This window comes from Streptomyces sp. NPDC046716 (assembly GCF_040645755.1).
In the GTDB taxonomy this organism is placed as follows: domain Bacteria; phylum Actinomycetota; class Actinomycetes; order Streptomycetales; family Streptomycetaceae; genus Streptomyces.
Window position 1 is genome coordinate 56,737 of record NZ_JBEYYU010000033.1, and the last position, 14,309, is coordinate 71,045.

Consider the following 14,309-nt stretch of genomic DNA (forward strand, 5'->3'; position numbering starts at 1 on the left):
CCTCGATGCATGGACGAAGAGTCGCGAACGGTGACAGAGCGCATCCGGAAGGAATCCGGCGGCACCCCCGCCTTCGAGCAGCTCGCCGCCACGGACGACCCGGATGCGCTGGCCGCGGTCCTCACGGCGCCGGAACAGCCGTTGTGGGCGCGTGAGTTCGCGGCCCATCGGCTCGGCACGGCGGGTGACCGGCGTGCCTTCGAGGCCCTCGTCCTGCTGCTCAATCACCGCGATCCCGAGCGCTGCGCCGGTGCCGCGCACGCCCTCGCGGTCCTCGGCGACCCGCGCACGGCCCGCGCCGCGGCGGCCCTCGCCACGAACGAACTGCGCGTGGCCTACGCCCTGTACCCGGTCCGCCTGCTGACCCAGCTGCGTGCTTCCGAGTCCGCCCCGGCCCTGATCACGACCCTGCGCCGCCGCCTCGCCCCGCACGATCCGTACCGCAAGGTGGCGCTCGCCTGTGTGGAGGGCCTCGGCAGCCTGGCCGACCCGCGGGCCCGCGAGGTCCTCAAGGAGGCGGCCACGCACCCGAGGCTCGCGATGGCGGCGGAAGCGGCCCTCGCCCGGCTGCCCCGGAGGTAGGCGTCACTCGGGCAGCACGGCCCACGCCTCGATCTCCAGCAGGAAGTCCGGGCCCATGAGGGCGGCGACCTGGACCGCGGAGGCCGCGGGCAGCCGTGCCGGGTCCAGGAACTCGTCGCGGGCCCGGCGCACCTCGGGCATGAACGCCGCGTCGGTCACGAAGTACGTCAGCTTCACCACGTCGTCGAACGACGCGCCCGCCGCCGCGAGGCAGCGCCGCAGGTTGCCGAAGACCTGGCGCGCCTGCGCCAGCGGATCGCCGGCGCCGACGAGTTCGCCCCGCTCGTCGAGGGCGAGCTGGCCGGAGACGGCGACGAGGCGGCCGCTGCCCAGGACCACATGGCTGTACGCGGCCGCCGGGGCGACACCGTCGGGAACGGGGAGGCGGGTGAGGTGGGTCGTCATGCCCCCATCCTCACCCGCGCCCCGCGCGTCAGGTCAGCGGGTCCGGAAGCCGAGCAGCCGGTGCAGCGTCGCGCCCTTCGTCGCTCCCGGGGACGCGGCCTCCCGGGTCGCCGGCGGCTTCGGGTCCGGCAGCTTCCGGCAGACCGCGTCGGCCGTGCCGTGGCCGCGCGGCACCTTCCCGGTCGCCAGATACGCGGACAGGTACCCGTCCAGGCAGGTGCTGCCGCTGAGCGTGATCCCGTGGTTGCCGCCGCCCTGCTCCACCACCAGGCTGGAACCGCGCAGCAGCTGATGGACCCGCACGCCGCCCTCGTACGGGGTCGCCGCGTCGTCCGTCGCCTGGAACAGCAGGACCGGCGGCAGCGCGTCGTTCGTGACGTCGGTCCGCTCCAGCGGCGGGACCGGCCAGGACGCGCACGGCGCGTTGTACCAGGCGTTGTTCCAGGTGGAGAACGGGGCCTTCGCGTTCAGTGCCGCGCTGTCCCGGTGCCACCGGCGCCAGTCGCGGGGCCAGCGGGCGTCCCGGCACTGCACGGCCGTGTAGACGCTGTAGCCGTTGTCCCCGGCGGCGTCGACCGCGCCGAAGGTCTCGTACGCGGCGACCAGCGAGTCCGCGTCCTTCTTGTTCGCGTACGCGGAGAACGCCTCGGCCAGACGGGGCCAGTAGCCGTCGTAGTAGCCGCCGGGCAGGAAGGTGTCCTCCAGTTCGCCCGCGCCGACCGTGCCGCCGGCCGGCTTCTTCGTGACCGCGTCCCGCATCGCGTACCACTTGGCCTCGACCGTCGCCGGGTCCTTGCCCAGCCTGTAGACCGCGTCGTACTTGGCGACCCACGCCATGAAGGCCTGGTGGCGGGCGTTGAAGGCGAGGTCCTGGTCGAGGTTGTCCCGGTACCAGGCCCCGTCGGGGTCGACGATCGAGTCCAGGACGAGCCGCCGCACCCGCTGCGGGAAGTACTTCGCGTACACCGCGCCCAGGTAGGTGCCGTACGAGTAGCCGAAGTAGTTGATCTTCGGTGCGCCGAGCGCCGCCCGGATCAGGTCCATGTCCCGGACGGTGCTCACCGTGTCGATGTACGGCAGGACGTCGTGGTACTTGGTCTCGCAGGCGCGGGCGAAGGCGGCCGCGCGCTCGGTGTTCGTCCGCTCGATCGTCTGTGTCGTCGGCACGCTCGGCGGCCGCACCGGGTCGAAGTGGCCGGGTACGCAGTCGAGCGCCGGCCGGCTCTTGCCGACCCCGCGCGGGTCGAAGCCGATCACGTCGTACTGCGCGGCGACCTTCTTCGGCAGGCTCGACGCCACGAACCCGGCGAGCGAGAGCCCGCTGCCGCCGGGGCCGCCCGGATTGACCAGGAGCGGTCCCTGCGAGGTCTTCGCCGTGTGCGGGATCCGGGACAGGGCGATGGTGATCCACTGCCCGTAGGCGTTGTCGTGGTCGAGCGGCACCTTCAGCGACGCGCACTGCTGCGTCGGCTGGTCCGAGGTGCCGCACTTCTTCCAGGTGAGGTGCGGGGTGCCGGCTCGCGTCGCACGGGCCGGTGCGGCGTCGGTGTCCGCGACGGCCGCGGGCGTGACGACCGCGGCGGCCGCCAGGGCGGCGATCCCGCACAGGGCGACTGCGCGTTTCTTCATGGGGCCTCCCGAGGCGGGGGGTCAGGGCCGCGAATCCACGGCTCGCGGCTGCATGTTCCCGGAAACCCCGCCCAGAAGAATCCGTTCTGCGGAACTTGACCCGATTGCACCCAGATCTCGGACGCCGTCCGGCACGTGACCCGGCGTCAGAGGAGGGAGAGCTGGGTGGGGCCCGGCCCGGCCCCGACCGGTGCCTCCCGCTCGGGGACGCGCCGCCGCGCCGCCGCCCGCGAGGGCCCGATGCCGAACTCCTCGGCCAGCTCGTGCACCTGCCGGGTCACCCGCCGCTGATACCACTTCGGCGCGTAGGCCCCCTCCGCGTACAGCCGCTCGTAACGCCGCACGAGGTACGGGTGGTTCTGCGCCAGCCACGTCATGAACCACTCCCGCGCCCCGGGCCGCAGATGCAGCACGAGCGGGGTGACGGAGGTCGCGCCCGCCCCGGCGATCGCCCGCACCGTCGCCCGCAGCTGGTCGGGACGGTCGCCGAGGAAGGGGATCACCGGCGCCATCAGCACCCCGCACCCGATCCCGGCGTCGGAGAGGGCGCGTACGACATCGAGCCGGCGCTCGGGAGCGGGCGTGCCCGGCTCGACGGTGCGCCACAACTCCTGGTCCACGAAGCCGACCGAGACCGAGATCCCGACGTCGGTCACCTCGGCCGCCTGCCGCAGCAGCGGCAGATCGCGCAGGATCAGCGTGCCCTTGGTCAGGATGCTGAAGGGGTTCGCGTAGTCCCGCAGCGCCTCCAGGATCCCGGGCATCAGCCGGTAGCGGCCCTCGGCCCGCTGGTAGCAGTCGACGTTCGTGCCCATCGCGATGTGCTCGCCGTGCCAGCGGCGCGAGGCGAGATGGCGGCGCAGCAGCTCCGGCGCGTTCACCTTCACCACGATCTGGCTGTCGAAGTCGAGCCCGGTGTCCAGGTCCAGATAGCTGTGCGTGTTGCGCGCGAAGCAGTAGACACAGGCGTGGGTACAGCCCCGGTACGGATTGACCGTCCACTCGAACGGCATCCGTGACGCGCCCGGCACCCGGTTCACGATGGACCGCGCGCGGATCTCGTGGAACGTCACCCCGCTGAATTCCGGGGTGTCGACGGTGCGGCTCACGACCGCGTCCGCGCCGAAGAGCGCGGCGTCCCCGGCCCGCCCGTGGTCCACGGGCCCACCCTCGAGTCCGGTGAGGTTCTCCCAGCGCATGACGCCTCCTCGGTAGCACTGGCCCCAGAATAGAACACACGTTCCCTTGATCGTGCGAACCCCGATTTTGGCGGCTGGCGGGCGGGGTGGTTGGCTTGGCCCCACTCGTGCAGGACCGGATGAACCAAGTGCTGGAGGAAGATTCATGGCGCAGGTCGAGGCCACCACGGAGCGGGTCGTCACCGCGAAGCCGGACGATGTGTTCGACGCCCTCGCCGACTACAACGGCACCCGCCAGAAGCTGCTGCCGGAGCACTTCAGCGAGTACGAGGTGCAGGAGGGCGGCGACGGCGAGGGCACCGTCGTGCACTGGAAGCTCCAGGCCACCAGCAAGCGCGTCCGCGACTGCCTGCTCGACGTGAGCGAGCCGACCGAGGGCGAGCTGGTCGAGAAGGACCGCAACTCGTCGATGGTGACGACCTGGCGCGTCACGCCCGCGGGCGAGGGCAAGTCCCGCGTCGTCGTCTCGACGGTCTGGAACGGGGCGGGCGGCATCGGCGGCTTCTTCGAGAAGACCTTCGCCCCCAAGGGCCTCGGCCGCATCTACGACGCCCTGCTCGCCAACCTGGCCACCGAGGTCGAGAAGTAGCGGTCGAGAAGTAACGTACGCGCCACGGTGGGCACTTGCATGTCTGTGCAGCGCTCACCGATTCGAGTGGTTCTTGTTTCGCGCCGGTTGTACGCCGTAGGGCTCCGACCGGCGCATACGTCCGTTCGGCCCGCCTGAACAGCGATTCGTCGCGCTTGCTCCCCGTTGTCGCGCAATGCGAGAAATGGGCGCGCAAGAGTGACGAGGGGAGCTGCAGGTGGGCACGACGACGCTGGTGACCGAGGCGGTCGGGGAGCGGCGTGCCGCCCCCGGGCCGCCCGAGACGGACTCCCCGACGGGCCCGCCGGAGGATCCCCGGCCGGCGGAGGCCGCACCGCAGTTGCCCGCCCACGGGCTCAGCCCCAGCCGGGTGCGCATGGTCTTCGTCGGGCTGATGCTGGCGCTGCTGCTCGCCGCGCTCGACCAGATGATCGTCGCCACCGCGCTGCCGAAGATCGTCGGCGAGCTGCACGGCCTCGACAAGATGTCCTGGGCGATCACCGCCTACCTGCTGACCTCCACCATCGGCCTGCCGATCTACGGCAAGCTGGGCGACCTCTTCGGCCGCAAGGGCGTCTTCCAGTTCGCCATCGCCGTCTTCGTCATCGGCTCCGCGCTCGCGGGCCGCGCGCAGAACATGGACCAGCTCATCGCGTACCGCGCGGTCCAGGGCGTCGGCGCGGGCGGCCTCATGATCGGCGTGCAGGCGATCATGGGCGACATCGTGCCGCCGCGCGAACGCGGCCGCTACATGGGCCTGATCGGCGCCGCGTTCGGCCTCGCCTCGGTCGCCGGCCCGCTGCTCGGCGGCTACTTCACCGACCACCTCTCCTGGCGCTGGTGCTTCTACATCAACGTCCCCTTCGGCCTCGTCACCCTCGCGGTGACGGCCGTGGTCCTCAAACTCCCCAAGCCCACGAAGCGCGCCCGCCTCGACGTCCTCGGCGCGCTGCTGCTCGCCGCCGCGTCGACCTGCCTGGTGCTGCTGACCAGTTGGGGCGGCACCGAGTACGCGTGGGGCGACAAGGTCATCCTCGGGCTCGGCGCCGGGGCCGTCGTGTCGTGCGCGCTGTTCGTCGTCGCCGAGAAGTACGCGGCCGAACCCCTCATCCCGCTGCGGCTGTTCCGCGACTCGGTCTTCAACCTCAGCGGTCTGGTCGGCATGGTCGTCGGCGTCGCGCTCTTCGGCGCGGCCAGCTATCTGCCGACCTTCCTGCAGATGGTCGACGGCGCCACCGCCACCGAGTCCGGGCTGCTGATGCTCCCCATGATGGGCGGCGTCGTCGGCGCCTCGATCATCTCGGGCCAGCTCATCAGCCACACCGGCCGCTACAAGATCTACCCGATCCTCGGCGGCGCCCTGTCGACCCTCGGCATGTTCCTGCTGTCCCGCCTCGAGGTCGACACCCCGCGCCTGGAGTACAGCGTCTCCATGGCCGTGCTCGGCGCGGGCATCGGCCTGATCATGCCGGTGCTCGTGCTCGCCGTGCAGAACTCGGTCCGCGCCTCCGACCTCGGCACGGCCACCAGCGCCAACAACTACTTCCGGCAGATCGGCGGCAGTGTCGGCGCCGCGATCTTCGGCACGCTCTTCGCCAATCGGCTCGGGGACGCGCTCGCCGACCGGCTGCCGCGCGGCGGGGACCTCCCGGACGCCGAGTCCATCACCCCGCAGCTCGTGCACGCGATGCCGCCGGGCCTGCGCACCCCGTACATCGAGGCGTACGCCGACGCGATGCCCCGGATCTTCCTCTACCTGGTGCCGGTCCTGGTCCTGGGTCTGGTGCTCGCCTTCTTCCTCAAGGAGACCCCTCTGTTGTCCAGTGCCGCCCCCTCCCCGTCCCCGCAGCCGCCGGTCGTCCCCGCGCAGGAGCGTGCCACCGCGTACGCCGCCGGTGTCCCGGTGTGCGGCACCGTGCAGCACCCCGACGGCACGGTCGTGCCGCGCGCCGCGCTGACCCTCATCGACGTCGGCGGCACCCAGATCGGGCGGGGCGCCAGCGGCGACGACGGCCGCTACGCCCTCTCGACGCCCGGCGCCGGGAGCTACGTCCTGATCGCGGCCGCCGGCGGCCACCAGCCGCAGGCCGTCACGGTGACCGTCGGCGAACGCCCCGTCGAGCTGGACGTCGTCCTCGGCGGCGCCGGGCGGCTCGCGGGCTCCGTCCTCACCGCGGACGGAACGCCCGTACGGGACGCGACCGTCACGCTGACGAACGTGCACGGCGAGGTCGTCTCCACCACCCGCAGCGGCCGCGAGGGCGGCTACGTCATCACCGAACTGGTCGCGGGGGAGTACACGCTGGCGGCCAGTGCCCCCGCCTACCGGCCCGCCGCGCTCCCCGTCACCGTCATGGCCTCCCGCGAGACCCGGCAGGACGTGGAACTGGCCGGCGGCGCGGTGCTGCGCGGCACGGTGCGCGCGGGTGGCGGGCGTCCCGTGGAGGAGGCCCGGGTCACGCTGCTCGACGCCGCGGGCAATGTCGTCGACACGCTGACCACGGGCCCGGACGGCACGTTCCGCTTCGTCGATCTCTCCTCGGGCGAGTACACGGTCATCGCGGCCGGATACCCGCCGGTGGCGACGGTCCTCCAGGTCGCCGGTGGCGGCCGCACCGAGCGCGACCTTCAGCTGGGCCATGAGGACTGAAGCCCCGCCAGGGGCGCGGCCGGCCGCGACAAGAGCCGCGGTCGCGTCTGCTCGGTGCATGAGCAGGCGCGACCGCGGCTTGTACGTGGCTGAGCGCGCAGTTCCCCGCGCCCCTGGCGGGGCGCCCACACCTCGGGTGATAGGTTAGGTGAGCCTAAGCTAAGTAGTTCGGAAGGTGGTGCGCGGGATGGTCATGCCCACGGTGGCGTCCGACCTCGAATGGGTGCCGGAACCGGTCAGGCCGCGACCGGCCGTAGGCCCCCGCATCAGCCGCCTCCTCGACGACCTGGCGGAGCCGGAAGGCGCCGACGAAACCCACCGCGCCGAACTCGTCGACGCCTTCTGGGCCGGAGTCGCCCGGCTCGGCGCCCCGCTGATCGAGCCGATCGAGAACGAGCCGGACCACCGCACCCTCACGTTCCTGTACCGCGGCCACCGGGCGACCCGGCACGTGCTGCTGTTCAGCAACCGCCTCGTCGACCGCGCCCGCCTGTCCGACGCCCTGTTCCACCACGTCCCCGGCACCGACATCTGGCACCTCGGCTTCCGGCTGCGCGCCGACCACCGCGGCGCCTACCGGATCGCCGCCGACGTCTCGACCGGTGAGCCGCCCGCAGAACCCGAGCGGCTCCAGCTCTTCCTGCGCACGCTCCAGCGGTACGCCGGTCCCGACCCGCTCAACCCCCTCACCATCCCCACCCGTTGGGGCGGCCACGACTGTTCCGTCTTCGCCCTGCCGGACGCGCCGGTGCGCCGCTGGGAGGGCCGCGCGCGCCATGCTCCCCGGGGGCGGGTCGAGCGGCACCGCCTCGACAGCCCGGCGCTCGGCGGTGAGCGCGACGTCTGGGTGTACCTGCCGCCCGGGCCCGCGGGGCGCGATCTGCCCGTCGTCGTCCTCGGCGACGGCGACATGTGGCTCGGCGGCGGCGACGGGCTCGGCCTGCGGGACTCCCTGGACCGGCTGATCGCCGACGGCACCCTGCCACCGCTGATCGTCCTCGCCCCCGACTCGGTCGACAACGCCACCCGCTGGCGCGAGATGGGCGCCCGCGACTCCTACGTCACCTTCCTCGCCGACGACCTGCTGCCCTGGGCCGCCGGACGCTGGCCGCTCACCACCGATCCGCGCCGCACCGTCGTCGCGGGCCAGAGCCTCGGCGCGCTGACCGCCCTGTACGCGGGCCTGGTGCGCGCCGAACGCTTCGGCAACGTCCTCGCCCAGTCGCCGTCCCTGTGGTGGCACCCCGGACTGCCCACCACCGGCGGCGTACCGCAGACCCCGGTCGTCGGCGTCCCCTGGCTGGTGCGGCGCTGGGCCGAGGCCGGGCCCCGCGACCTCACCGTGCACCTCGACGTGGGCCTCCACGAGGGCCCGATGGTCGGCTACTGCCGCGCGCTGTACGAGACCCTGGACGGGTCCGGGCACCGCGTGACGCTGGAGGAGTTCAACGGCGGCCACGACTACGCCTGTTGGCACGGCGCTCTCATCGACGCGCTCGTACGGATGCTCGCCCCCGACGGCCGTCCGGGCCTGTGACGAGGCAGAACTCCGCCTAACGGGTAAGACATTGGTCTATACCCCTGAGAGTTATCCACAGGCCTGGTGAGGCGTGCCCGGATCCGCGTACGGTGCAGGGCATGAAGATCCTCATCAGCGCCGACATGGAGGGCGCGACCGGTGTGACCTGGCCCGCGGACGTCCTGCCGGGCACACCGCAGTGGGAGCGCTGCCGCTCGATGTTCACCTCGGATGTGAACGCGGCGGTGCTCGGCTTCTTCGACGGCGGCGCCGACGAGGTGCTCATCAACGAGGCGCACTGGACGATGCGCAATCTGCTGCTCGAGCGGCTCGACGAGCGCGCCGAGATGCTGACGGGCCGCCACAAGTCGCTCTCCATGGTGGAGGGCGTCCAGCACGGCGACGTCGACGGCATCGCGTTCATCGGCTACCACGCGGGCGCGGGCATGGAGGGCGTCCTCGCCCACACCTATCTGGCTAACCAGATCACGGGCGTGTGGGTGAACGAGGCGAGAGCGAGCGAAGGCCTGCTGAACGCGCACGTGGTGGCCGAGTACGGCGTCCCCGTCGTCCTCGTCACCGGCGACGACCACGCCTGCGACGACGCGCTCGGCTATGCCCCGGAGGCCCGCAAGGTCGCCGTCAAGGACCACGTCTCCCGGTACGCGGCGGTGTGCCGCACCCCGGCGCGTACGGCCGCCGACATCCGGGCCGCCGCCCAGGACGCCACCTCCCTGGCGGTGCGTCACGAGCCGGTGCGCGGCGGCCCGTTCACCGTCGAGGTCGAGTTCGACGCCGAGCACCTCGCCATGGCGTCGACCGTCGTGCCGGGCGTCCAGCGCGTCGGCGAGCGCAGGATCGCGTACACCCACGAGACCATGTACGAGGGCATCCGCACCTTCAAGGCGGTCACCACGATCGCCTCGGCCGCGGTGGAGGAACAGTATGGCTGAGCAGACAGCACCGGCCGCGGTCGTCGGCGACGTGGACCAGAAGGCCCTCGACGAGGTCGTCGCCTTCACCTCCGAGCTGATCCGCATCGACACCACGAACCGCGGCGGCGGCGACTGCAAGGAGCGCCCCGCCGCCGAGTACGCGGCCGCCAAGCTGGCCGAGGCGGGCCTGCGGCCGACGATCCTGGAGCGCACGCCCGGCCGCGGCAATGTCGTCGCCCGGATCGAGGGCACCGACCCGACCGCCGACGCCCTCCTGGTCCACGGTCACCTGGACGTCGTACCGGCCGAGGCCGCCGACTGGAGCGTGCACCCGTTCTCCGGCGAGATCCGCGACGGCGTCGTGTGGGGCCGCGGCGCGGTCGACATGAAGAACATGGACGCGATGATCCTCGCGACCGTACGGGAATGGGCCCGCGTCGGCTTCCGGCCGCGGCGCGACATCGTCATCGCCTTCACCGCCGACGAGGAGGCCAGCGCCGAGGACGGTTCGGGCTTCCTGGCCGACCGGCACGCCGACCTCTTCGAGGGCTGCACCGAGGGCATCAGCGAGTCCGGCGCCTTCACCTTCCACGACGGCCGCGGCACACAGCTGTACCCGATCGCGGCGGGGGAGCGCGGCACCGGCTGGCTGAAGCTCACCGCACGCGGCAAGGCCGGCCACGGCTCCAAGGTGAACCGGGCCAACGCGGTCACGCGGCTCGCCTCCGCCGTCGCCCGCATCGGCGACCACGAGTGGCCGCTGCGGCTCACCCCGACCGTGCGTGCCGCCCTCACCGAGATGGCCGCCGTCTACGACATCCCCGCCCCGGACTTCGACGCGCCCGGCTTCGACGTGGACGCGCTGCTGACCGCGCTCGGCCCGGCCGCCGACCTCGTCGCGCCGACCGTGCGCAACAGCAGCAACCCGACGATGCTGTCCGCCGGCTACAAGATCAACGTGATTCCCGGCCAGGCCGCCGCGCACATCGACGGGCGCTATCTGCCGGGCACCGAGGACGAGTTCCGGGCCACCCTCGACCTGCTCACCGGACCGGACGTCGACTGGGAGTACCACCACCGGGAGGTGGCCCTCCAGGCACCGGTCGACTCGCCCACGTACCGCACGATGCGTGCCGCGGTCGAGGCGTTCGCCCCCGAGGGGCACGTCGTCCCGTACTGCATGTCGGGCGGTACGGACGCCAAGCAGTTCTCCCGCCTCGGCATCACCGGCTACGGGTTCGCCCCGCTCAAGCTCCCCGAGGGCTTCGACTACCAGGCGCTCTTCCACGGCGTCGACGAGCGGGTCCCGGTGGAGGCGCTGCACTTCGGGGTGCGGGTACTCGACCGCTTCCTGCGGACGGCCTGAACGCGAAGAACAGAAGAAGACGGACTAGGAAAAGATGGCGGACGCGAAGAACATGGGGGCCTCAGGACCAATGGGGGGCGGGGACGACATGGTGCAGACCCGGGCGTACGGCTCCTGGCCGTCGCCGCTGGACGCGGCACTGGCCGCCGCGCACGACGGGATGCCCGAATACGTCGGGTTCGTCGGCGACGAGGCATGGTGGACCGAGCCGCGGCCGGCCGAGGGCGGTCGCAGGGCGCTGGTGCGGCGCAGGCCGGACGGCACGGAGGAGTCCGTCCTGCCCGCCCCGTGGAACGTGCGCAGCCGCGTCATCGAGTACGGCGGCCGCCCCTGGGCCGGCGCCGAGCGCCCCGAAGGCCCCCTGCTCGTCTTCGCGAACTTCGCCGACCAGCGGCTGTACGCGTACGAACCCGCCGTGCCCGAGCGGGCCCCGCGCCCGCTCACCCCGCTCTCCGCCGTCGGCGGCGGCCTGCGCTGGGCCGACCCGCAACTCCATCTCGACCGGGGCGAGGTCTGGTGCGTCCTGGAGGAGTTCACGGGGGAGGGCCCGAGCGACGTGCGGCGGGTGATCGCCGCCGTGCCGCTCGACGGCTCGGCCGCCGAGGACCGCGGCGCGGTGCGCGAACTCAGCGACGACGCCCACCGGTTCGTCACCGGCGCCCGGCTCTCGCCCGACGGCCGACGCGCCGCTTGGATCGCCTGGGACCACCCGCGGATGCCGTGGGACGGCACGGACCTGCTGCTCGCGGAGGTCACCGACGACGGCACGTTCGGCCCCGCGCGGACCGTCGCGGGCGGCACCGAGGAATCCGTCTGCCAGGTGGAGTGGGCACCGGACGGCGCCCTGCTGTTCGCCGGTGACCGCGGCGGCTGGTGGAACCTGCACCGCATGGAGATCGCCCCCGGAGCCGCACCCGGTACGCCCGTGCTGCCCGCCCTGCTCTCCACCACCCATGGCCTGTGCCCCCGCGAGGAGGAGTTCGGCGGACCGCTGTGGAAGATCGGGCTGAGCTGGTTCAAGCCGCTCGCCGCCGGGCTGATCGCCGTCGTGCACGGCGTCGGCGCCACCTCGCTCGGCGTCCTCGACCCCGCGACCGGCGAGGTCGTCGACGTCGCGGGCCCCTGGACCGCCTGGGCCTCGTCGCTCGCCGTGCACGGCACCCGGGTCATCGGCGTCGCCGCCAGCCCGCGTACCGGACACGAGGTCGTCGAGCTGGACACCAGCACCGGACGCACCCGCGTGATCGGCTCGGCGCACACCGACCCCGTCGACCCGGCCTACTACCCCGAGCCGCAGATCCGCACCTTCGAGGGCCCCGACGGGCGCGACATCCACGCCCACATCTATCCGCCGCACAGCCCCACCCACGCCGCCCCCGACGACGAACTCCCGCCGTACGTCGTCTGGGCGCACGGCGGCCCCACCGGCCACGCGCCCCTCGTCCTCGACCTGGAGATCGCCTACTTCACCTCGCGCGGCATCGGCGTCGCCGAGGTCAACTACGGCGGCTCGACCGGATACGGCCGCGAGTACCGCAACCGGCTGCGCGAGCAGTGGGGCGTCGTCGACGTCGAGGACTGCGCCGCCGTCGCGCTCGCCCTCGCCGACGAGGGCACCGCCGACCGGGCCCGGCTCGCCATCCGCGGCGGCAGCGCGGGCGGCTGGACCAGCGCCGCCTCCCTGACCAGCACGGACGTCTACGCCTGCGGCACCATCAGCTACCCGATCCTGGACCTCACCGGCTGGGCCGAGGGCGAGACCCACGACTTCGAGTCCCGGTACCTGGAGACGCTGATCGGCCCGCTCGCCGACGTCCCCGCCCGGTACGCCGAGCGCTCCCCGGCCGAGCACGCCGACCGGCTCGGCGCCCCCTTCCTGCTCCTCCAGGGCCTCGACGACGTGATCTGTCCGCCGGTCCAGTGCGAGCGGTTCCTGGCACGGATGGAGAGCGAGGGCCGCCGCGTCCCGCACGCGTACCTCACCTTCGAGGGCGAGGGCCACGGATTCCGGCGTGCCGACACCATGGTCCGCGCCCTGGAGGCCGAACTCTCCCTGTACGCCCAGGTGTTCGGCCTGCATCCGACGGGCGTCCCGGTCCTGGAGCTGACCAAGTGACGGAGTCCCTGGTCCGGCCGCCCCGGCTCGCGCCCGGCGCCCGGGTCGCCGTGGTCGCGCCGAGCGGGCCGGTTCCCGAGGACCGGCTCCAGGCCGGCCTCGACCTCCTGCGCGGCTGGGACCTGGAGCCGGTCGTCGCGCCCCATGTCCTCGACACGCACGACCGGTTCGACTACCTCGCGGGCACCGACGCCGACCGCGCCGCCGATCTCCAGGCCGCCTGGTGCGACCCGGAGGTGGACGCCGTCCTCTGTGCCCGGGGCGGCTACGGCGCCCAGCGCATGGTCGACCTGCTCGACTGGACGGCGATGCGGGCCGCGCGGCCCAAGGCGTTCGTCGGGTACAGCGACATCACCGCGCTGCACGAGGCGTTCGCGGTGCGGCTCGGGGTGAGCACCCTGCACGGGCCGATGGTCGCCGCCGCCGACTTCCTCAAGAGTGCCCGCGCGCAGGGGCATCTTCGGGCGACCTTGTTCGAGCCGGAGACGGTGCGGAGCATCGCCGCGCCGGGCGGGGGCCGGGTTCTGGTGCCCGGTGTCGCGCGCGGGGTCACCCTCGGCGGCTGTCTCGCGCTGCTCGCCGCCGATCTGGGGGCGCCGTTCGCCCGGCGCTCGGCCCGGGGCGGGCTGTTGTGCCTGGAGGATGTGGGGGAGGAGACCTACCGGCTCGACCGGTATCTGACCCAACTGCTGCGCGGGGGACTGTTCGAGGGGGTTTCCGGGGTGCTGCTCGGGTCCTGGGCCGAGTGCGACGACCCGGGCCTGGACGATCTGCTCGCCGACCGGCTCGGGGGGCTCGGGGTGCCTGTGGTCGACGACTTCGGGTTCGGGCACGGGGACGACGCGCTGACGGTTCCCTTCGGGGTGGCCGGTGTGCTGGACGCCTCCGGCGCCGCCGTTCTGACCCTGGACGAGCCGGCGCTGAGCTGACCGTCGCCGGTGGCGGTCGGGTGCGGCTCTCGTCGTGGCTGGTCGCGCAGTTCCCCGCGCCCCTGGAGCGTGCGCTGCGCGCTGCTCGTCCTGTGGGCGGGTGCGGGTCTCGTCGTGGCTGGTCGCGCAGTTCCCCGCGCCCCTGAGATGCGCACTTCGTGCGCCATCTCATCAGGAGAGGCGCGCCCCGTGCCGCACCCGTCGGGGAGTCGCGGCGAAGCCGCAGCCTCGAGGGGAGGCTGCGCGAAGCGCATGCCTCAGGGGCGCGGGGAACTGCGCGACCAGCCACGACGAGAGCCGCACTTGCCCAACCACCCCTCCCTCCACTGCGATTGCCCCGCCCACCCCTTCACCAAATAACCCCACGCACGCCCGTTGACCCCCAACTGA

Annotated in this window: 11 protein-coding genes; 8 read left to right on the top strand and 3 right to left on the bottom strand. The window is 72.9% G+C overall.

Features of this window, described 5'->3' with window-relative positions; all coding sequences use genetic code 11:
• The first annotated feature begins 9 nt into the window (after nucleotides 1–9).
• Nucleotides 10–582, top strand: a complete 573-nt coding sequence (locus ABZ930_RS24160) for an adenylosuccinate lyase (protein WP_361551202.1) — start codon at nucleotides 10–12, stop codon at nucleotides 580–582.
• Nucleotides 583–585: 3 nt separating this feature from the next.
• Here the strand turns inward: ABZ930_RS24160 and ABZ930_RS24165 are convergent, their stop codons facing one another.
• The 3 genes from ABZ930_RS24165 to ABZ930_RS24175 all read right to left on the bottom strand — a co-directional run bounded on the left by ABZ930_RS24165 (nucleotide 586) and on the right by ABZ930_RS24175 (nucleotide 3,815).
• A complete protein-coding gene (locus tag ABZ930_RS24165; protein WP_361551205.1) occupies nucleotides 586–987 on the bottom strand; it encodes a RidA family protein in 402 nt (133 codons plus the stop codon).
• 33 nt (nucleotides 988–1,020) lie between these two features.
• Entirely contained in the window at nucleotides 1,021–2,616 is a 1,596-nt protein-coding gene (locus ABZ930_RS24170; RefSeq protein WP_361551208.1) for an alpha/beta hydrolase, read from the bottom strand.
• A gap of 146 nt (nucleotides 2,617–2,762) precedes the next feature.
• Nucleotides 2,763–3,815, bottom strand: coding sequence for an Rv2578c family radical SAM protein (locus ABZ930_RS24175; RefSeq protein WP_361551211.1), 1,053 nt, complete (start codon nucleotides 3,813–3,815; stop codon nucleotides 2,763–2,765).
• Between the two features lie 145 nt (nucleotides 3,816–3,960).
• On the opposite strand from ABZ930_RS24175, the gene ABZ930_RS24180 reads away from it, so the two are divergent.
• From ABZ930_RS24180 to ABZ930_RS24210, 7 genes are all read left to right on the top strand, one after another.
• Nucleotides 3,961–4,404, top strand: coding sequence for an SRPBCC family protein (locus ABZ930_RS24180; RefSeq protein WP_361551214.1), 444 nt, complete (start codon nucleotides 3,961–3,963; stop codon nucleotides 4,402–4,404).
• 340 nt (nucleotides 4,405–4,744) lie between these two features.
• Nucleotides 4,745–7,054 carry an MFS transporter gene (locus ABZ930_RS24185; protein ID WP_361551328.1) on the top strand — a complete coding sequence of 770 codons (2,310 nt, stop codon included), beginning with the start codon at nucleotides 4,745–4,747 and terminating at the stop codon, nucleotides 7,052–7,054.
• A 187-nt stretch (nucleotides 7,055–7,241) separates the two neighbouring features.
• A complete protein-coding gene (fes, locus tag ABZ930_RS24190) occupies nucleotides 7,242–8,591 on the top strand; it encodes an enterochelin esterase (RefSeq protein ID WP_361551217.1) in 1,350 nt (449 codons plus the stop codon).
• 101 nt (nucleotides 8,592–8,692) lie between these two features.
• The gene (locus tag ABZ930_RS24195; RefSeq protein WP_361551220.1) at nucleotides 8,693–9,526 is read left to right on the top strand and encodes a M55 family metallopeptidase; all 834 of its coding nucleotides are present in this window, start codon (nucleotides 8,693–8,695) and stop codon (nucleotides 9,524–9,526) included.
• On the top strand, nucleotides 9,519–10,874 hold the full coding sequence (locus ABZ930_RS24200; protein WP_361551223.1) for a M20/M25/M40 family metallo-hydrolase: 1,356 nt from the start codon (nucleotides 9,519–9,521) through the stop codon (nucleotides 10,872–10,874). The genes ABZ930_RS24195 and ABZ930_RS24200 overlap by 8 nt, the downstream gene beginning before the upstream one ends.
• An 88-nt stretch (nucleotides 10,875–10,962) precedes the next feature.
• Nucleotides 10,963–12,990 carry a prolyl oligopeptidase family serine peptidase gene (locus tag ABZ930_RS24205; protein WP_361551226.1) on the top strand — a complete coding sequence of 676 codons (2,028 nt, stop codon included), beginning with the start codon at nucleotides 10,963–10,965 and terminating at the stop codon, nucleotides 12,988–12,990.
• Nucleotides 12,987–13,919, top strand: coding sequence for an LD-carboxypeptidase (locus tag ABZ930_RS24210; RefSeq protein ID WP_361551229.1), 933 nt, complete (start codon nucleotides 12,987–12,989; stop codon nucleotides 13,917–13,919). The genes ABZ930_RS24205 and ABZ930_RS24210 overlap by 4 nt, the downstream gene beginning before the upstream one ends.
• Nucleotides 13,920–14,309: the final 390 nt, after the last annotated feature.